The sequence below is a fragment of the Clostridium sp. 7_2_43FAA genome, from assembly GCF_000158375.2.
Lineage (GTDB): Bacteria > Bacillota > Clostridia > Clostridiales > Clostridiaceae > Clostridium > Clostridium tertium.
The window spans coordinates 2,004,380-2,023,292 of record NZ_JH815222.1 but is presented as its reverse complement, the minus strand read 5'-3'; the positions used below and the strand labels follow the sequence as shown (position 1 = coordinate 2,023,292).

29 protein-coding genes are annotated in these 18,913 nt (G+C 29.2%); 27 read left to right on the top strand and 2 right to left on the bottom strand.

The annotated features are described in order from the left end of the window. Positions 1 to 13 precede the first annotated feature (13 nt). Both CSBG_RS11195 and CSBG_RS11190 read right to left on the bottom strand, forming a co-directional pair. Positions 14 to 1,963, bottom strand: a complete 1,950-nt coding sequence (locus CSBG_RS11195; RefSeq protein ID WP_008679589.1) for an ATP-binding protein — start codon at positions 1,961 to 1,963, stop codon at positions 14 to 16. Positions 1,964 to 2,056: 93 nt separating this feature from the next. Continuing rightward, positions 2,057 to 2,404, bottom strand: a complete 348-nt coding sequence (locus CSBG_RS11190; protein WP_008679587.1) for a helix-turn-helix transcriptional regulator — start codon at positions 2,402 to 2,404, stop codon at positions 2,057 to 2,059. Between the two features lie 163 nt (positions 2,405 to 2,567). On the opposite strand from CSBG_RS11190, the gene CSBG_RS11185 reads away from it, so the two are divergent. The 27 genes from CSBG_RS11185 (at position 2,568) to CSBG_RS11065 (ending at position 18,898) form a co-directional block, all read left to right on the top strand. Further along, a complete protein-coding gene (locus tag CSBG_RS11185) occupies positions 2,568 to 2,762 on the top strand; it encodes a helix-turn-helix transcriptional regulator (RefSeq protein ID WP_008679585.1) in 195 nt (64 codons plus the stop codon). A 199-nt stretch (positions 2,763 to 2,961) separates the two neighbouring features. Further along, entirely contained in the window at positions 2,962 to 3,165 is a 204-nt protein-coding gene (locus CSBG_RS11180; RefSeq protein WP_008679584.1) for a hypothetical protein, read from the top strand. Between the two features lie 158 nt (positions 3,166 to 3,323). After that, a complete protein-coding gene (locus CSBG_RS11175; protein ID WP_008679583.1) occupies positions 3,324 to 3,815 on the top strand; it encodes a helix-turn-helix transcriptional regulator in 492 nt (163 codons plus the stop codon). 11 nt (positions 3,816 to 3,826) lie between these two features. Beyond that, positions 3,827 to 4,003, top strand: coding sequence for a hypothetical protein (locus CSBG_RS18310; protein ID WP_008679580.1), 177 nt, complete (start codon positions 3,827 to 3,829; stop codon positions 4,001 to 4,003). A gap of 140 nt (positions 4,004 to 4,143) precedes the next feature. Continuing rightward, complete coding sequence (locus CSBG_RS11170; protein ID WP_008679577.1) at positions 4,144 to 5,052, top strand: conserved phage C-terminal domain-containing protein; 909 nt, start codon at positions 4,144 to 4,146, stop codon at positions 5,050 to 5,052. Positions 5,053 to 5,064: 12 nt separating this feature from the next. Continuing rightward, positions 5,065 to 5,253, top strand: a complete 189-nt coding sequence (locus CSBG_RS11165; protein WP_008679575.1) for a BC1881 family protein — start codon at positions 5,065 to 5,067, stop codon at positions 5,251 to 5,253. Positions 5,254 to 5,266: 13 nt separating this feature from the next. Beyond that, a complete protein-coding gene (locus CSBG_RS18305) occupies positions 5,267 to 5,440 on the top strand; it encodes a hypothetical protein (protein WP_008679573.1) in 174 nt (57 codons plus the stop codon). A gap of 108 nt (positions 5,441 to 5,548) precedes the next feature. After that, positions 5,549 to 5,740, top strand: a complete 192-nt coding sequence (locus CSBG_RS11160) for a hypothetical protein (protein ID WP_008679570.1) — start codon at positions 5,549 to 5,551, stop codon at positions 5,738 to 5,740. Between the two features lie 92 nt (positions 5,741 to 5,832). Continuing rightward, a complete protein-coding gene (locus CSBG_RS18585; RefSeq protein WP_008679568.1) occupies positions 5,833 to 6,366 on the top strand; it encodes a DUF3850 domain-containing protein in 534 nt (177 codons plus the stop codon). Between the two features lie 173 nt (positions 6,367 to 6,539). After that, positions 6,540 to 6,932, top strand: a complete 393-nt coding sequence (locus tag CSBG_RS11145; protein WP_008679567.1) for an ArpU family phage packaging/lysis transcriptional regulator — start codon at positions 6,540 to 6,542, stop codon at positions 6,930 to 6,932. A 260-nt stretch (positions 6,933 to 7,192) separates the two neighbouring features. Further along, positions 7,193 to 8,005 (top strand): restriction endonuclease, encoded by an 813-nt coding sequence (locus CSBG_RS11140; RefSeq protein ID WP_008679565.1) that lies wholly within the window; start codon positions 7,193 to 7,195, stop codon positions 8,003 to 8,005. Positions 8,006 to 8,386: 381 nt separating this feature from the next. Beyond that, positions 8,387 to 8,545: a hypothetical protein gene (locus CSBG_RS18580; RefSeq protein ID WP_008679563.1), complete on the top strand. Its 159-nt coding sequence runs from the start codon at positions 8,387 to 8,389 to the stop codon at positions 8,543 to 8,545. Further along, entirely contained in the window at positions 8,545 to 9,189 is a 645-nt protein-coding gene (locus CSBG_RS11135) for a tyrosine-type recombinase/integrase (protein WP_008679562.1), read from the top strand. The genes CSBG_RS18580 and CSBG_RS11135 overlap by 1 nt, the downstream gene beginning before the upstream one ends. Positions 9,190 to 9,494: 305 nt before the next feature. Beyond that, on the top strand, positions 9,495 to 9,968 hold the full coding sequence (locus tag CSBG_RS11130) for a hypothetical protein (RefSeq protein WP_008679561.1): 474 nt from the start codon (positions 9,495 to 9,497) through the stop codon (positions 9,966 to 9,968). Further along, positions 9,968 to 10,675, top strand: a complete 708-nt coding sequence (locus CSBG_RS11125) for an HNH endonuclease (RefSeq protein WP_008679560.1) — start codon at positions 9,968 to 9,970, stop codon at positions 10,673 to 10,675. Before CSBG_RS11130 ends, CSBG_RS11125 begins: the two co-directional genes overlap by 1 nt. A gap of 145 nt (positions 10,676 to 10,820) precedes the next feature. Continuing rightward, on the top strand, positions 10,821 to 11,135 hold the full coding sequence (locus tag CSBG_RS11120; protein WP_008679559.1) for a hypothetical protein: 315 nt from the start codon (positions 10,821 to 10,823) through the stop codon (positions 11,133 to 11,135). Further along, positions 11,128 to 12,867, top strand: coding sequence for a terminase TerL endonuclease subunit (locus tag CSBG_RS11115; RefSeq protein ID WP_008679558.1), 1,740 nt, complete (start codon positions 11,128 to 11,130; stop codon positions 12,865 to 12,867). The genes CSBG_RS11120 and CSBG_RS11115 overlap by 8 nt, the downstream gene beginning before the upstream one ends. Positions 12,868 to 12,920: 53 nt before the next feature. Beyond that, the gene (locus CSBG_RS11110; protein ID WP_051005320.1) at positions 12,921 to 14,123 is read left to right on the top strand and encodes a phage portal protein; all 1,203 of its coding nucleotides are present in this window, start codon (positions 12,921 to 12,923) and stop codon (positions 14,121 to 14,123) included. Further along, positions 14,116 to 14,715, top strand: a complete 600-nt coding sequence (locus CSBG_RS11105) for an HK97 family phage prohead protease (protein WP_008679556.1) — start codon at positions 14,116 to 14,118, stop codon at positions 14,713 to 14,715. Before CSBG_RS11110 ends, CSBG_RS11105 begins: the two co-directional genes overlap by 8 nt. 18 nt (positions 14,716 to 14,733) lie before the next feature. Then, positions 14,734 to 16,017 (top strand): phage major capsid protein, encoded by a 1,284-nt coding sequence (locus tag CSBG_RS11100; protein ID WP_008679555.1) that lies wholly within the window; start codon positions 14,734 to 14,736, stop codon positions 16,015 to 16,017. A gap of 7 nt (positions 16,018 to 16,024) precedes the next feature. After that, on the top strand, positions 16,025 to 16,288 hold the full coding sequence (locus CSBG_RS11095) for a hypothetical protein (RefSeq protein ID WP_008679553.1): 264 nt from the start codon (positions 16,025 to 16,027) through the stop codon (positions 16,286 to 16,288). Positions 16,289 to 16,292: 4 nt separating this feature from the next. Continuing rightward, positions 16,293 to 16,607 carry a head-tail adaptor protein gene (locus tag CSBG_RS11090; protein WP_008679551.1) on the top strand — a complete coding sequence of 105 codons (315 nt, stop codon included), beginning with the start codon at positions 16,293 to 16,295 and terminating at the stop codon, positions 16,605 to 16,607. Then, positions 16,594 to 17,037 carry a hypothetical protein gene (locus CSBG_RS11085; RefSeq protein ID WP_008679549.1) on the top strand — a complete coding sequence of 148 codons (444 nt, stop codon included), beginning with the start codon at positions 16,594 to 16,596 and terminating at the stop codon, positions 17,035 to 17,037. The genes CSBG_RS11090 and CSBG_RS11085 overlap by 14 nt, the downstream gene beginning before the upstream one ends. Next, entirely contained in the window at positions 17,030 to 17,398 is a 369-nt protein-coding gene (locus CSBG_RS11080; protein WP_008679547.1) for a hypothetical protein, read from the top strand. The genes CSBG_RS11085 and CSBG_RS11080 overlap by 8 nt, the downstream gene beginning before the upstream one ends. Positions 17,399 to 17,401: 3 nt before the next feature. Beyond that, positions 17,402 to 18,238 carry a chitobiase/beta-hexosaminidase C-terminal domain-containing protein gene (locus CSBG_RS11075; RefSeq protein WP_008679543.1) on the top strand — a complete coding sequence of 279 codons (837 nt, stop codon included), beginning with the start codon at positions 17,402 to 17,404 and terminating at the stop codon, positions 18,236 to 18,238. Positions 18,239 to 18,281: 43 nt separating this feature from the next. Further along, on the top strand, positions 18,282 to 18,614 hold the full coding sequence (locus tag CSBG_RS11070) for a hypothetical protein (protein ID WP_008679541.1): 333 nt from the start codon (positions 18,282 to 18,284) through the stop codon (positions 18,612 to 18,614). After that, on the top strand, positions 18,572 to 18,898 hold the full coding sequence (locus tag CSBG_RS11065) for a hypothetical protein (protein ID WP_008679539.1): 327 nt from the start codon (positions 18,572 to 18,574) through the stop codon (positions 18,896 to 18,898). The genes CSBG_RS11070 and CSBG_RS11065 overlap by 43 nt, the downstream gene beginning before the upstream one ends. Positions 18,899 to 18,913 lie beyond the last annotated feature (15 nt).

Here is an 18,913-nt window from a genome sequence, read left to right as displayed (position 1 = left end):
CAGTTGTTTTTTATTATTTGGATATACATTTTTCTATATAAGGTTCAAATGTGTCCCATATGCTTTTTATTGTATCAAAATCAGGTCTGTAATTATAATAGTGTGCAACACCATTGAAGTAATTAATTATGGAATCTTTTTTTATTGAGGAACGTATCCTGTCACATATTTTTTTATCTAGAATACCAGAATTTGAAAAATGATTTAATACATTAAGTACACTACCCTTTAAATCATTAGTATTTATATTGATTGAATTATTACCTTCAGCAAAATATTGTGTAGATGTATCTATCAAACATCTTAATAGTAATGCCTGAGAATTTATATAGAATGAATTTAATTTTTGTAGTTCAAAAATTATTCTCTTAATTTTTTCTGGTGCTTTTTCTGAAGGAGTAAAGCTTGAGTCAATTATTATATTTTTATTAAATTTAGGTGTAGGTGGTGCTTTTTTTTCATTTCCAGAAGTACCAGAAGGTGTATCTTTCTCAGAAGTACCAGAAGGTGTATCTTTCTCAGAAGTACCAGAAGGTGTATCTTTCTCAGAAGTACCAGAAGGTGTATCTTTCTCAGAAGTACCAGAAGGTGTATCTTTCTCAGAAGTATCAGAAGGTGTATCTTTCTCAGAAGTACCAGAAGGTATATCTTTCTCAGAAGTACCAGAAGGTGTATCTTTCTCAGAAGTACCAGAAGGTATATCTTTCTCAGAAGTACCTTTATTACTATTATCTAGTTCATTATCAAATAGACCTATTTTCTCCTTTTTGTTATATAATTGAGGCCTAAATAAAGAAAGGTCTTTTTCAAAATTTTTAATAATAATTATAAGAGTTTCTTTAAGATAGTCTAAGTATTTACTGCGAATAAAACCTTCTCTACTTGTTTTTTCTTCTAACAGATTAGAATCAGGTGATTCTAAAGTAAGATAAGCATATATTTGCCTATTATTTATTCTTTTAGAAGGATTATCAAGTCTTCTTTCTGTTAATCCTAACCAATCATTTTCACCTAATCCATAAATCTTGAAATCTTTACGATAAACTGAAACTCCGCAAAAATAATTCAAAAAGTTTTCTTCAAGATTTTTCTTATTTATTTCATAATGGTTTAAAAATAGTACATCCAAATAAAATGATGAGAGAGTAAATTTAATTTTTCCTAAAGAGACATTTGAATCTAATTTAGAAAAATTTTTTCTTATTCTAGAAAAATCATTTGAAGTATATACTACTTTATCATTTAATGAAACTTTAAAGTCATAATTTAATATATTAGATCCTTCAAAAGTTGCTTCACAGTGAAAAGGAGCAGATTTAACAGCAATTTCTGGAGAGAGCGGTGATGATTTTTTGAATTCTGATGGATAAATATATTGAACATCCATATTTTTAATAGTATTAGAGTTATGTAAAATAAGGTTTTGTGTATTTGAATATATCTCATCAAGATTTATTTCATTCATTTCATTCATTATAATATATGTACCTTTAGAAGATTTAGTTTTAAATATTTCTGGAACTGGACTTTCAATAATTGATATTGTATAATCTTCAGCAGATTTATGATTATATAAATCTTTTATATCAAAAGTGAATTTATATTCATTAGAATGTTCTTTCTTAGTGATTATTGTGAAGCTATTGCAAAGCTTGAAAATACTAAATCTTCCGATTCCTTTTCCACCTAAAGTATCTACCTCATTTGATTTATTGTTAGATGCAACTACACCCCATTTGTCTTTTATTTCTTCAATACTCATACCATCGCCATTATCCCAAATAGTAATTGAGTTTTTGTAGTCACTAAAGTTAATAGTAACTTTTTTGGCATGGGCATCTTTAGAATTTTTAATTAATTCAGCAATTACAATACTATCAAGTTCAATTATTTTACTACCAAGAGCATCAGTTATAGTTCTTGGACCCATTATTAAATTAAAATTATTTGCAATTGTACTCATAAAATCTCCCTTCAATTTAAATAGTTATATTATTAATATTATGTTAAATAATTACATAACAAATGAAAAAATAATAGTGCCCTCACGAACACCTTATTTTTTATATTTAGCTTTAACATATTCTATAAAGTTCTCAATTTCTTTTTTAGCCTCGTCTGGAAGTTCATCATATTCATAATCACTATGAAGAGCTATAGTAGGCTCTTTTTTGTTTAAAATTTCATCTGCTGATTCTCGTATATCGGTATTACCCATTAGATAATCTAAAGAAACACCAAAAAATTCAGCTAATTTTTTTTTCATATCATCATCAGCTTGACGCTTATTCAATTCATATTGAGATATACGTGTTTTATGAAGACCGAAGTATGAAGCAACGTCTTCTTGTGTCATATCTTTTTCTAATCTTAGGCTTCTTAATCTTTCACCGAATGATTGCATAGAATCAACTCCTTTACAATTATATTATAATATACAAAATGACTACTTTAAAAGATGTAGACAAAAAGATTACAAAAACAAAAAAACTACTTGACAGTAGTCAAAACGACTATTATACTTAATTTAAGTAAACAAAAAGACTACTAGAAGGGAGATAATTTGCTTGTATAATAAATTAAAAAAAATTAGGGAAGAAAATAATATAAGTCAAGCTGAATTAGCAAGTTTACTTGGGTATAAGCATAAAAGTGGTTATGGTAAGTTAGAAAATGGTGATAGAAAGATATCACTTGAACAAGCAAAAATTATTTCAGAATATTTTAAGATGACAATTGAAGAAATTTTTTTTGAAAATTAGGTAAACAAAATGACTACAAGGAGGGTGAGAATATGCGAAATGGAAAAGAATTAAATCTTATTGAAAATAGAGATAGATATGCTTGTTGAGTTGAAAGAAGTATGTAAGGCTATGGAAATCCTAAAAAGACTTAATAGGGGTAACCAATAATTTTTATAAAAATATACTAGATTATAAATAGTTTTAAGGAGTATAGATTATGGCTTGTATTAAAGAATTTAAAAGTGACAAAAGTGATTTAACAGCTATTTGTTTAAATTACCCAAGCACAGAAGAAGAACTTGAAGCTTTAAGTGATAGATATTACAAGTCTATGATAGAAGGTTTAGAAAAGCAATACGGCCCAAACTGGGGCACAATTATTATGCAAAAGGTTAAGGCCGCAGATAAAGATGTTGAATAGCTTCATAAGAAAAGTATAGATTAAATATTCTTAAAAGTAGATATGTAATATTTTTCTTTATATTAATTATCTCATGTTCAATTTAACTTTTAAATTGAATATGGATAAATTTAGAAGCTACATAAATTTATTATTGTTAAGTTTTAGGAGGTATAAAAATGACAAGAGCAGTTAGTAAAGCAAATGAAAACCCTTATTGTAAAGCAAGAATTGAAGCCGCAAAATATAATTCTAAATTTGCAAGTAGAGAAAGTGCAAGTGAGGAGTTAGGTTGGAGTAAAGATTCTTTAGCTCAGTATGAACTTGGTTTATGCAAAGTTGTACCAGTAGATAAAGTTGTTATTATGGCAGATGTATATAATGCTCCAGAATTATTAAATAACTATTGTTGTAATGAATGTCCAATAGGCAAAAAGATTATACAGCCTATAGATAATGAAAATATTGATAATTTATTTAGATTTGCAGTATTAACAACTAATACTTTAGAAGAAAGCCCTAAGATCCAAAAGCTTTTATTTAAAATAGTTGAAGATGGGGTTATTGATGAATCAGAAAAAGAAGAACTAGGAACGATAATTGATTTTTTTAGCAAATTAGAAATGAGAGCATCGGAACTTAAGATATTTGCTACGAAGTTAATGTTATAGGAGGAAATATAATGAGTAGTTTATTAGGCAGATTTAAAGAAATATATGAAAGTGGGACTGATTTTAAAGTTTCCTGGAGCAACTTAGATAAAGATGGAAACCTAACTGTTGGAATAGTTGATAAAGAAGGGAATGAAAAGTTTTGGCTTCATGTAGTAGAGCGTAATGGTGAAATTCAATGGTTTTAAAATAAAAAAGAACCTTATAAAAAGGTTCATCAATCGAAAAGATACGGACCGCCATCCGTATCTCTATTATAACATTAAATAAGTATAAAGTAAAAATATAATTAGAATTATTTAGTAATTTAAGTAAGGAGATAAAGAGAATGCAATATTCATTTTTAGGATTTTCAGTTTCAAAGATGATGGAATTAAAGCTTGATATGAAAGATATGGCTATACTTAGATATTTTGTTGATTTTAGAGAAACAGGAAGAATGAAAGCTGAAATAATTGAAGGTAAGGCATATTATTGGGTTAATTATAATTCAATGGCAGAAGAAATGCCTTTCTTAGAGTTAGGTAAAAGAACAATAATGCTAAGAATGCTTAAATTAAGAGATTTAGATATTTTAACTCATTATACCAAAAAAGAAGGAGGAACTTATTCATTTTTCGCTTTAGGACCTAAATATATTGAGCTTATAAGCAGCACTAAAGATATAAAAGAAGAAAATCTTAATGAGAAAGTGACCAAGCCATCTAATGCAAGAAAGGGTGTGCATGAAAATGAACAGGGTATGCATAGGAATGAACAGGGTGTGCATGAAAATGTAGAGGGGGTGTGTGTAGAAATGAACACCGGGTGTGCATCAGAATGTACAACAAAGACTCATCTATTAAATAACTCATCTACTAAAAAAACTCTTAATAAAAAATATATAAAAAAAGATGTTGATGAGGTAGTTGAGTATTTAAACATAAAAACAGGAGCTAGATATAAATCAAATTCTAGAAATACTATTAAGCTAATATCTGCTAGATTCAATGATGGATATAGTGTTGATGATTTTAAGAAAGTCATAGATAAGAAGGTGAAGGAATGGAAAGGAACAAAATTTGAGCAATATCTAACACCACAAACACTATTTGGGAATAAGTTTGAAAATTATTTAAATCAAAAAATAATAATAGAGCATAACAGCAATGAGAAGCCAAAGTTAAGATTTAATAACTTCAAAGGCAGAGATTACGACTATGATGATTTAGAAAAAAAACTACTAGGTTGGGATTAAGGAGGAGTGTAAATGGCTGATTTAAGACAAGCAACATTAAGTGAATTAATACTTGAATTACAAAATAGGGATGGTATAAGGAGTATGGAAATTAAGAAAAATGAAGTCCATAAAGTTCAAGCAGCAGGATGTGATGATAGTAGGAGCAGATACATAAAAGGTGAAGGCCCAGCAATTATCCTAGAAGTTAAAAAATCTTAAGGAGAATAAAACCATGGATGAGATATTTGAGTACCTTGAAGAAATATCATACATGAATCCAAAAGTTATAAAAATAAGATTAAAAAATATGTTTAGACTTTCAGATAAGCAAGTAGAGAAAATATACTCTAAGTGGAAAAAGGAATTCATGAAATGTAAGTACAAGGAGATAACCAAAAGTGATTGATTCAAAGCTAGAAAAAATAATATGCAAAGCTATTGAGTATTATTTTAGCGGAATGGCTATAAATAAAGCTATAGAAAAAGCTTTGAAAGAAAGTAAGGGGGAGGATTAATGATTGCAAAAGAGCTTAAAATAAATGATTTAGTTGAATTCAACTTTAAGAATGAAAAACTACAAGGATTAATAAAATTCATACATCTTAACAAAAAACTAGTCAGAGTAAGAGTAATAAAAAATGGTAGAAGATGTTGGCATGAATGGATAAGAATAAATGATTTGAAATCAGTAAATAAGATGGAGTAAATAAAATGGATTGATATTTAAATATGTTAGAGTTAGGAATTAGTTTGAAACTATTACAAAATAAAAATAAATAAAAGAGAGGGTTTGAGAGAATGAAAATGCATGAACTGAAGATATTACCACAATATTTTAATGATGTTAAAAGTGAGAAGAAATCTTTTGAATTAAGAAAAAATGATAGGGATTTTGAAATTGAAGATATATTAATACTTAAAGAATTTAATCCACATGAAAAATATGAGACTATGAAAGATGATGTTTATAGTAATTTTAGTGGGAAAAAGGTATTAAGACAAATTATTTATATCTTAACAGATATAGAAGGATTAAATAAAGACTATGCAATATTAGGAGTTGAGCCAATAGATTCGGATATAGAACTTGAATGGAAATCAGATATGAATGAGTGGGGCACAATATATTGTCCATTTTTAAATAAAGAAGTTATGACATATTATCCAGTAGGAGCACCAGCATATGATTCTATAACTAATCCATTTATAAATGAAGATGGTGAAGTTTATTATTACAAATATGACCATGATGAAGGTGGCTGGTGTGAAGATATGTTTCATATGTGTGATGCAGAGGAATATATAAACTTAAAAGAAGTTCTATGGTACTAATACGCCATTCAAATATAGTAGGTATTACAATTGAATAAGGAAGGCTTTACAATAAAGTGTAATGTATGTAGAAATTCTTTAGTGGAAGATTAAATTTTAAAATTCTTAAAAGGTGTTCGTCATGAACATCTTAGATAAAATAAATAAAAACTAAAAGAGAGTGAGAGTGGATTATGTTAATAAATGAAGATTGCTATAGAAAGTTTAAGAAACACGTTGAGGATAATTTAGAAAGGTATAGTTATTATGTAATAAGCTTAGAGACTCCAGGTCTAGGAGAAGCAACAAGATGGGACAAGGTTTTTGAAAAGAGTTGTTCACCATCAGATCCAACTGCAAGGAAAGCAATTGATGATGAGTATAAAAGAACTTTAGTTAATGTTATAGAGAGTGTACTTTATAAGTTAGATTATAAATCACAAACAATAATTAAAAGGTGTTATTTTGAGGGCAATATAATAAGTGCTAGCGAGGTAATGGATGAGTTAAAAATAAGTAAAAATAGATATTATGAATTAAAGAAAATAGCATTATATAAATTTATGATGGCTTTTGGATTTTGCTAAAGAAGATCATTAACATAGTTAATCAGATGTTATTTTATATGAGCAAAATAGAGGTTAGCATTAATCAGATAGTTAAAGATAAATAAATACTTTTGAAAATATTTAAAATTGAATAGCTTGAATTATGACAGGTAGTTATATCAAATAAAAGATGATATAATTTTTATTAATAGCAAATGTAATGTGTGTTTTTATTAATAAAAGATTTATAAATTTTAGTTATATTAATGGTAATAAATTTATTTTTAAGGGGATAAAAAATGATACTTGATTATAGTGAATATATCTTTAGAAAAGGCTCTCAAGGAGTAGTGAATTTTAAACATCAAGAAAATAATGTAGATGTATTCTATGCTGAAAAAGGAGTATGTCCATTTTGTAAGATTAAAATTAAGAATGATGTATTCAGAAAGAGCTTGAGACATCCTAACATATTTGAAGGAAGTTTTGAAGAATGGGAAACAGTCATTCAATGCCCTATATGTGGTTGGTGGGAGCATGTATATCAAAATAGTAGTGATGCAATGCTTGAGGGTGTAAGGTTTTCAGAGATAAAGATAAATACATCAATATTAAGAAAATATGATGATAATAGTAAAGTGGTACCTATAAAGGCTTTAAGTGAATATATTAAGAAAAATCCTGAAAAAATTTATGGTATTCATCATAAAAAAATGGAGGAGTTAACCCAATCAATATTTAGAGAATGCTACAGTTGTGATGTCGAATTAGTTGGCAAATCCCATGATGGAGGGAAAGATTTAATTTTAATAAATGATGATAAACCTACTATAATTCAAGTTAAAAGGAGAACTAAAAAGGAGATGGCTGAACCAGTCTCTTCAATTAGAGAACTTTTAGGTACAACATTACTTCATCAATCAAAGTCTTGTATATTTGTTACTACTGCAGATCATTTCTCTAATATGGCTATAAAAGAAGCTGATAAAGCTAAACAGCTTAATTTGGTTGAAGAATTTGAACTTATTGATTACCATAGATTTATTGATATGATGCAGCTTAAAAAGAAAAATAATGAACTTATATGGAATAAACTCATAAGGCTTAAATAATAATTAGAAGTATAGCTCAGGAGGGGATAAGGTGGAGCTTCCAATATGAATAATAGGGTACCTTCTATCTTCTAAAAAAGAAATAAACAAATATAAGATAATAAATTGCAACATACCAACTTATGAAAGACCACTAAGACCAGGTAAATAGCTAAGCTATATTTAAGTAGGATAAAATAGTGAAAAAGTCAGGAAAATACAAGGAAAATATTATAGACATATGAAAAACTAATTGCTAAGATTATGGTATAGTGAGAAAAGTGTATAGATTCAGAAATAAGAAGCACAGGCGAGAGAGTTTGTGCTTTTTTATGAAGTTTAAAGGATTAGTAGTTAATAAATTACTAGTCCTTTTATTATGTTCAAAAAAGGGGTGAGAGTATGAGGATAAAGGATATATTAAAAGAAAAGCAACCAGGAACATACAGTAAGCTACATTCCAAAAAAGAAGAAAAGCTTACTGAAAAAGACATTAAAGAACTTATGAGTCATAGTGCTTATAAACGAAGTTCTAGTGGGGCAATTAGGCAGGTGAGGTAATGGATGAAATAATTCGAGGAGAAAAGGTTCCTGCTAATCCTATTCCTGAAAGAAAATATGAACAGTTTAAATATAAGCTAGAAGAAAAAAGTATAAAGTATGCTAAAAGAAATATAATGCTTTTTTATTTAGGTGTTGCTACTGGATATAGACTAGGTGATATATGTGGATTAACTATTGGAGAAATACTTGAAGCTTTAGTTGAGGATAAGTTTTCTATTCAAGAACAAAAGCAATATAAAGCATGGCAAAAATATATAAAGGAACATCCTAATTCAAGTAGGAGACCACCTAAGAAAAGAGAATCACCTATAAAAGCTAATCTTAGAAAGTTACTTAAAGATTATTGCAAAGGGAAATCTAAAAGTTCATATGCATTTGAAAGTAATAAAAAAGGTGAGCATATATCTCCAAAAGCATATAGCAATATACTTTCAGAAGTAGGAAAGGAATTAAATCTAAAAAATATTAGTGGGCATAGTCTAAGAAAGACTTATGCAACTAGACTTTGGGAATCAACTAGGAATTTAGAGTATGTAAGAATAGCATTAGGACATAAAAGTATAGAAACAACGAAGGTTTATCTAGGCTTAAATGATGAAGTTAAAGAAGGAGCTGCATCTATTGCTGATGATAGGCTTTAATTTTTTTTAAAAGCATTAATAGGCTAAAAAATACACTAGGTAAATTAGGAGCTTATTTGAAAAATTATTACTAATATATGTATGCTAAAAATGGAATGAGTAATCTATACTGTTATTACCTATTTAAAAGAAAAATCAAAATATCTTTAAAGCCTTGATATTACTAGTTTTACAATGGTTTTAATGAAATTGATAAAATTTATAAAAATTTATATTAAAAAATCATATATTCAAATTTGGGAAATATCTTAAAAAATTGCTATTTAAAAAAGTCAATTGTCCAAAATGTTAGGGGGTGTTTTTACATGGCAAAAAGCAAATTGAATGAAGTTTTAAAAAGACTGGAAGACATTGAAACATGGGCATCTATGGGATTATCAGAAAGCCAAATTTCTTATAATTTAGGGATAAGCAGATCAAGTCTTGAGAACTATAAAAAGAGCAATTTGGACATTGTAAACAGTCTGAAAAGGGGCAAAAGTAGAGCCAGTTTTAAGGTTGAAAATGCATTATATAAAAAGGCTACTGGATACGTTGTTAAAGAAACAGTTCCTTGTAAAGTTAAAGATACTTACTATGATGATAAAGGCAATAAGTGTATGAAAGAAAACATCGTTGTAGTAGAAACTGAAAAGGAAGTACCAGCAGATGTTCAAGCTATAAAGTTCTGGTTGATTAATAAAGAGAAAGGTAGATGGAAAGAGAATCCTTCAAAGGTAGAAATGGATAAGGCATTACTAGAATTAAGAAAGAAACAAGCAGAGCAGGGAGAGTGGTAATGAGTAGTGGAGTACTTAAAAGGTTTTATTCATCTGATGAATGGATTAACTTTAGACAGATTATATTACTTCAACGTAGTAAACATGATGGGATACATTGTGAAAGATGTGATAGAAGAATAGTTGTTTCAAAACATATTCAGTTACATCATATTATTGAACTTACAGAAGATAATTATAAAGATAAGATGATAAGCCTTAACCCTGATAATGTAGAAGTGTTATGCCAAGGTTGTCACAATAGACATCATAAGAGATGGAGTGGTGGAGGGCATAAAAGAAAAGAGAAGGCTGTTTATTTAGTCTATGGTCCACCAATGAGTGGAAAAACTTCTTATGTTATTGAACATATGGAAAGAGGGGATTTAGTTATAGATATGGATAGCTTATATCAAGCTGTTACCTTATTACCTAAATATGATAAGCCAGACGAATTACTTTATAATATCTTTGCTATAAGAAACTCTATAGTAGAAAATATTAAAACTAGGTATGGTGGATTTAGAACTGCATGGATTATTGGTGGATATCCGAGGAAAGTTGAAAGGGAAAGACTAGCAAAAGAAACAAGAGCAGAGTTGATATTAATGGATGTAGATAGAGATACTTGTATTAAAAGACTTAACAACTGTAATGATTATAGAAGTGAGCATAAAGAAGAATGGATTAATTATATTGATAAATGGTTTGATGAGTTTAGAAAATAATTATGGATAAATAATTATACCCCCATATAAATAATTCAATAGTTTCCCTAGGACCGTTGGAGGTGATAGGTAATTTGTGTACACACTGAAATTTTGACTTTTTTTTGAAAGGTTTTGAGAGAAAATTAGAAAGTTGGTGAGGTTGATGGATGTTAAGAAAGAATACGAGAGAATTAAATCCTTATTTGATGGAGTAGATGAGCAGCAACTTAATTTAATAGATGGAGCCCTTTGGGAATGTGCTAGATTAAGAGTTGAATTAAATGATCTACATGAAATAGTAATATCAAGTGGCTTAATAAAAGTTCATCCCCAAAATTCAACATTACAAAAAGAGTTACCAGTTTCTAAATTAATAGTTAAGACTAGAGCTAATTATTTAAATTATATTTCTAAGTTATCTAATTTACTTGGTAAAAATATAACAGATGAAGATGATGATTTAGGCGATTATGAATAATAATATTTTAAGAGATAGTTGGATACTAAAATATATTGATTTGATTGATAAAGGTGAAGAGATAGTTGGAGAAGAGTTATATATTCAACTAGAAAAGTTAAAGAAGGAATTAACAGATCCTATTTATCAAAACATAATGAATATAGAAATTGATTTAGATGATTCTGAAAAGCATATAAAATTCATAGAAAATGAATGCAAACACTTTGAAGCACCTTATGCAGGTAAGCCATTTATACTAGAGGTATTTCAAAAAGCTTTTATAGAAGCAATCTTTGCTATAAAAATGTATGATGAAGAAGTTGGAAGGTATGTCCGTAAGTATCAGGATATACTTTTTTTAGTAGGAAGAAAGAATGGTAAAACTCCACTAATAGGAGCTATATGTTTATCAGAGTGGTTTTGTGGTGAAATGGGTAAGAAAATATTATGTGCTTCTAATGACTTTGAGCAAGCCGATTTAATGTTTCAAGCTATAAATTCCATGAGGGAAGAAAGTAAGACATTAGAAAAGGTTACTAGAAAAAATCTTAAAGGTATTTATTTTGGAAACCCTAGAACTAAAAAGAAAAAAGGTAAGTTTAGTTATCAAAATAAAGGTAGTATAAGAAAACTATCAGCTAAATCAGGAGCAAAAGAAGGAAGAAATATTGGTGTTGGTGCAGTTGATGAAGTTTTTGAAATGGAAGATGATAGCTTAGTTATGCCTATAAGACAAGCTCTGTCAACTCAGGATGAACCACTTTATTTTGAATTAACTACAGAAGGATTTACTCAAGATGGATATCTAGATAAAAGATTAATTGAGGCTAGGAAGGTTTTAAATGGTGAGAAGCAAAATGAAAGATGGCTTATTTGGTTATATACTCAAGATTCAGAAGAGGAAGTATGGGAAGATGAAACCACATGGGCTAAAAGTAATCCTGGTATAGGAAAAATTAAAAAGTGGTCATTTCTTAGAAGAATGATTGAAGAAGCAAGAGATAGCTCAAGTACTAAGGCATTTGTTTTAGCAAAAGACTTTAATGTTAAACAGAATAACGCTCAAGCGTGGTTAAGTAATAAAGATATTGAGAATACTTTAGAAGCTAATATTGAAGATTTTAAAAATAAAATTGCAATAGGAGCAGCTGATTTATCTGAAACTAATGATTTAACTAATGCTAGAATTATATTTTATGATCCTAAAACTAAATCTAAAACAACATTCTCAAAATATTTTATTCCTGAATCTAAATTAAGGGATATGGAAGAAGGAGAAATGAAAGAAAAGTTTAAAAAGTGGATTAAGGGTGGATACATATTTGTATGTTCTGGTAATGAGGTTGAACAATCAGATGTAGTTGAATGGTTTGTAATGCTATATAAAAAATATAGGATTAAGGTTTATATGACTGGATATGATAAATGGCAAGCTAAAGCATTTAAAAAGGGAATGGAGGACTATGGGTTTGATGTTGAAAAAATAGGCCAAGCTTTTGAATTATCTGCAGCAATGAGTTCAGTAGAAGCAGATTTGAAGGATAAGCTTTTAAATTATAATCAAAATCCAGTTGATAAAATGTGCTTAAGCAATGTATCTGCTAAATGGAAAAGCAGTGGTATGCAAAGAGCACCAGTAAAAGTACAAGGTAAACCTGATAATTGGATTGATGGAGCTGTTACATTACTAATTGCTTATGAGACATTAAATAGATATAAAAAAGATTATATGGATATAGTAGGGAGGTGATTAAGATAGGATTTTTTAATCTTATAAACAAAGCTAAGCAAAAAAATATCAATATGAAGTATGCAAAAATGATGAATGGATATACTCCAGTATTTAATCAATTTGGAAATGATATATATGCTAGTGATATTGTTCAAAATGCAATATCAATTATTTGTAATGATATGAGTAAATTATGTCCTAAACATATTAAGATAAATCCAGAAGATGAAATGCAAACAGTAATTAATGATGAGTTAAATAGGTTATTAAAATATGGACCTAATCCATTAATGACTACAAGTGACTTTATATCAAAAATTGTCTTCCAATATGAATACAATAAAAATGCTTTTATATACCCAACTTACGATAAGATCATGTTAGGTGATAACAAATATAAAAGATATTATACTGGATTATGGCCGTTAAATCCAAGCTTAGTAGAGTTCTTAGAAGATACCACAGGAAAGCTTTTTATAAGATTTTATTTTGCAGATGGTGAGCCTTATATATTACCTTATGAAGATGTAATTCATTGGAGGAAAGATTATAGTCTAAATGATTTTATGGGTGGGGATGAAACAGGAAACCCTAATAATAAGGGCCTTTTAAAGTTGTTAAATGCAAATGATACAATATTACAAGGTATCGAAACTGGAGTTAAAGCAAGTTTTGCAGTTAGAGGAATTATTAAAATAAACACATTGCTTGATGATGAGAAACAGGAAGAGGAAAGAGCAAAATTTGAAGAAAAGATGAAAAATACTAAGAGTGGTATTTTACCTATTGATAATAAAGGTGACTATATTCCAATTACTATAGATCCTAAGTTTATAGATAAAGACACAATGGAATTTATAGATAATAGAATCTTAGCACATTATGGAGTATCAAGAGCTATATTTAATGGGGATTTTACTGAAGAACAATATCAAGCATATTATGAAAAGAAACTAGAGCCTATGGTTATGAGTTTAGGAAGAGCATTTACTAAGACTTTATTTACTCAAAGGGAATTAGAAATAGGTCATGAAATTATTTACTACCAACAAGGGTTAATGTATATGAATACAAGTAATAAAATAAATGCAGTTGATATATTAACTAGGATAGGTACTTTAACAGATAATCAAGTACTAGGAGCCTTTGGATATCCACCATTTGAAGGTGGAAATATAAGAAGAATGTCTCTTAATTATATAAATAGGGATATAGCTGACCAATATCAATTACAGAAGTCAGTAACTAAAGGAAGGGAGGATAAGAATGAGTAAATTTAAAGGTGAACAAAGACTAATAGAGATGAGAGCTGTAGATAATGAAGAAGGAAAAATGATAATTGAAGGTTATGCAATAACATATGATCAACCAGCAACTCATATTTACGGTGCAAGAAAATTTACAGAGATAATAAAACGTGGAGCTTTAGATTTTACTGATATGTCAGATGTTCCACTTAGATATAACCATAATGATACCTGGTGTATTATGGCTAGAACTAGAAATAATAGTTTGCAGCTTATAAAAGATGAGAAAGGATTAAAAATAATAGCAGAGTTAATTGATACTCAAAGTAACCGAGACATCTATAAATCTATCCAAGAAGAATTGATTGATAAGATGTCTTTTGCATTTACTGTTTCTTCAGGAGGAGATACTTGGACCTATGGAGATGAGGAAACACTTAGAACAGTTACAAATATCAAAAAATTATATGATGTCAGCGTGGTGGATACCCCGTTTTATGATACAACTTCTGTATTTGCAAGAAGTTTTGAATTGCTGGAGAGTAACTTGAAACAGCTGGAGAGCTTAGACTTGAGAAAAAGGAAGTTAGAACTAAGATACAAGTATAAAAATAATTAATGAAGAGGAGAATGTACAATGAATTTAGAACAATTATTACAACAAGCAAGAGAAAAGAGAGCTGCTTTATATGAAAGTATTAAAACAGCAGCAACTATGGAGGAAGTAGATAAAATTGAACTAGATATCAGAAAAGCTGAGATAGACATTAAAAGTTTAGAGGAGCAAATCACTTTAAGAGATGCAGGAGCGGCAGGGGACCCAGCAGCTAGAAGCTTAAGTAATGAACCAGAACAAAGAAACCTTAATCCATTAGGAACGTATGGTAGAGGTATGAGCAATAGAGCTGCTGAAGGTGTAGATGAAGATATCTATGGTTCTTTAGCTTATAGAACTGCATTTAGGAATTATGTTGTTAATGGTACTCCAATTCCAGAAGAATATAAAAATGCTGAAGAAAGGGCAGATGCTCTTACTGTAGTAGGTGATGCAGCAGCAGTAATTCCAACAACTATTATGAATAAAGTTATAGAAGATCTAACAGTTGAAGGTAAAATAATTAATAGAATTACTCAAACTTCATTCCAAGGTGGGGTTAAAATTCCGATAGCGGATATTAATCCAACAGCTACATGGTTAGCATCAGAAGAAGAAGTATCAGATGAACAAAAAGCAGAAATGAAAGCAAGTGTTTCATTTAGTTATCATGTACTAGAAGCTAAGGTAGCAATAGGATTATTAACATCAACAGTAACGCTTGGTATGTTTGAATCAACTGTTATTAAGCAACTTAAGAAAGCTATGATAAAAGCTATTGAAACTGCGGTTATTGCAGGTACAGGTTCAGGTCAACCTAAGGGGTTAACAAAATATACTTTACCAGCAGAGCAAATAATTGAATTTACAGATAAAGAAATTGGTACAGTTAAGGGCTGGGCTAGAGCAGAAGCTGCTATCCCTGAAGCTTATGAGGATAGTGAAATATATCTAATGAATAAGCAAACTTGGGAAATGCACTTAAATGGAATGACTGATACAAACGGTCAAAAAATAGGTTTAGGAAAGATTAATGAAAAAGGTCAAAAAATTCTTAATGGGAGAGAAGTTTTAACTACTGATAAATTCCCTGGATTTGATAATGCAGAAGCAGGAGCTATTTTTGGAGCTTTAGTTAATTTAGAGGATTATATTTTAAATTCTAACTTAGCAATGTACTACAAGAAATACTTTAATGAAGATAAGAATAAGTGGATTCATAAAGCTTTAATGATAGCTGATGGTCAAATGGCTATTGGCGAATCAGATTCAAAGCTTGTAGGAGCAAAGGGATTAATTTATTTAAAGAAGAAAGCAACAGTATAGGTGAGTAATGGAGAAACTTCTTGAGAATGTAAAAGTTGAATTAGGTATAACTATTAATGATGAATTAATCGATAAAAATATAACTTTAAAGATTAATGCAGTAAAAGGTTATCTTGAAAATGGTGGGGCAAAGATAGATATAAATAATATATCTGGTGAAACTCTATCATGCATTGCAATAGGAGTTAATGATCTATTAAATAATAAGGCTGGAGAGACTAAATTTTCTCCAGCTTTTAATATGCTTGCAATGCAAATATGCAGGAGGTGATTGTATGCAATTTATTAATCCAATTTATTTAGTTGAAAATCAAAATTGTACTTCGGATGATAATGGAGATATAAAGAATAATCCAATACAAAGAAAAGTGCTAGCTGATATTGAATCAATAAAACAAACTGAGTTCTATCAAGCTCAAGCTAATGGACTAAAGCCTGAAATTACTTTTATAGTAAGAAGTTTTGAATATAAGGGTGAAAAAAATATAAAGCATGGTGAGAAAAATTATAAGCTACTAAGAAGTTTTGATAGGTTAGATGGATTTACTGAGTTGGTTTGTATAGGAGTTGTTAATAATGTCAGTTCCTAAATCAGTAATAAAGATTAAGAAAGGTAATATTGAATATATTTCTTCTGTAGATAGAGTTCAATATACTATAGCTGAACTAAGTAGAGCAGCTTTAAGGGATGTTGGTAAGTTTATTTGTAATAAGTTTAGAAATGGTTACTATGGGATGTTTAGAAGAAAAAAAGGTAATGTAGGTAGATATACTCAGTATTGGGTTAGAAGAAAAGAATGTGATTTACAAGTTGGAATTAAGCCCAATGCCTTTTATGGGGGATTCCAGGAGCTAGGCAGTAGCAAATCAAAAAAATATGGATTATTACAAAAGACGGTAAGTGAAAGTATTCCAGAAATAGTTGTAATTGAATCAAAGTATCTTAGTGCATTAGAAGATGAAGCTAGTGCATTATCAATGATTGAAGAAGAGGAATACGAAGGTGGTGCAGATGGTTAGTAATACCTTAGAGTTAAGAAAAGATATAAAGAAAATTTTATCTGAAGTACATGAAAGAGTATTTTATAGAAGAGCAAGTGATAAAGCTCTTTATCCATATTTAACTTATTCAATTAGTGATATATATGGAGCAAAAGTATTAGAGCTTGATATATGGAATATTGATGTAAAAGATAGCACTATAACCATAGAAACTATTGCAGATAATATTCAAAAGACTTTAGAAGGATATAAATTAACAAATGAAAATCATAGCATAATTTTATATTACAATGAAGATAGAAAATGGATAGATGACGAAGATAAGAGAATTCAAAGAATTAATTTAAGCTATGAAATTAGATATTACGGAAAGGAGTAAATTATGGGAAAAGTTAAAAGTGGGTTTAGTAAGCAAACAAAAGAAAATTTACTAACTGGTGCAGGAGCTTTTTTTAAGAACTTTAATGTAGGTGTAGATACCTATGAAAGTGCTAAAGAAGCAGGAAAGTTAATAGGTGCAACTCAAGGTGGTGGAGAGTTTAAAGCAGTAGCAACAGTTAGGCAAATAGAAGCAGATGGAGTTGCTGGTAAGGCTAAAGGTTTAGAGTTAATAGATAGCTGGGAAGTAAGTCAATCAATGAGTTTATTAGAAACAACTCCAGAAACTATAAAACTTGCACTTGGAGCAGCAGATATAGATATTTCTAGTAATGGAGAATATGAAATTATATCAGGTAGAAGTGAAATAAAAGATGAGGACTACCTTGATAATTTAACATATATCGGAACTATAACAGGATCAGATACTCCAGTAATAATACAAATATTTAATGCTCTTAGTACAGATGGATTAAATATAAAAACAGAAGATAAAAAAGAAGCAGTACTTGGAATAACTGTATATGGACATTACACAGAAGATGACTTAGATTCACCACCATACAGAATATACTATCCTAAGAAGAAAAATGTTGCTACTCCAGTAGCTAATGTAAAAGGTGGAACTTATACAGAAAGTAAGAGTATAACTCTTTCAACATCAACAGAGGAAGCAACTATAAAGTACACTACTAATGGTTTTGAACCAACCTCAAAAGATACTACTTATTCTACAGCGATAACAGTAGATAAAAATACAATATTAAAGGCAAAGGCATTTAAGAGTGGAGTTCCAGACAGTTTAACATTAACAGAAACTTATATAATTGAAACAAATTAAGAGAGTTTTATGCTCTCTTAATTTTATATGTGGAGGTATTTAAATGAGAAATTTACAAACAAAAGACATATTTATTATGTCTAGATTAATAATGTCATTAAATTTAAAAGAAGAGCTAAAGAATATAGCAAGTAAAGTTGATAAAAATTCTGATATTAATTCAGTTGGATATGAAGTGTTTTTTACTATACTAGGTAAGTGTACAGATGAAAGTTCTGAAAAGAAAATATATGAATTCTTATCAGGGCCACTAGAAATTAAAGCAGAAGAAGTTGAAACTATGGATCCATTGGATTTACTAGAAAAACTTATGGAAGTTGCTAATGTAGATAAGTGGAAACTTTTTTTATCCAAAGCTTCACAGTTGATAAAGTAGAAACTGAGGAGCTTTTATTAAAGAGATATAGCAATATAGAATATATTTTGAACCTTTATTTTGAGGAAGGTTGTGAGTTAATATCTAAAGCTTATGAAAAGGAATCAGAAGATAGACTTTGGGAACAGTGGTTAGTTGACTATAGATTAATGGATAAAGAAACTTTTATAGGCTTTGAAGAGTATAAGAACAAAAGTAGAGTTTCAGCTATTAAAGTAGATGAGAAACTAACTAAAGAGCAAATTGAGGATAAAGTAAAGGGCATTATAGAACTAACTTTATAGAAAGGAGGTTAGTAC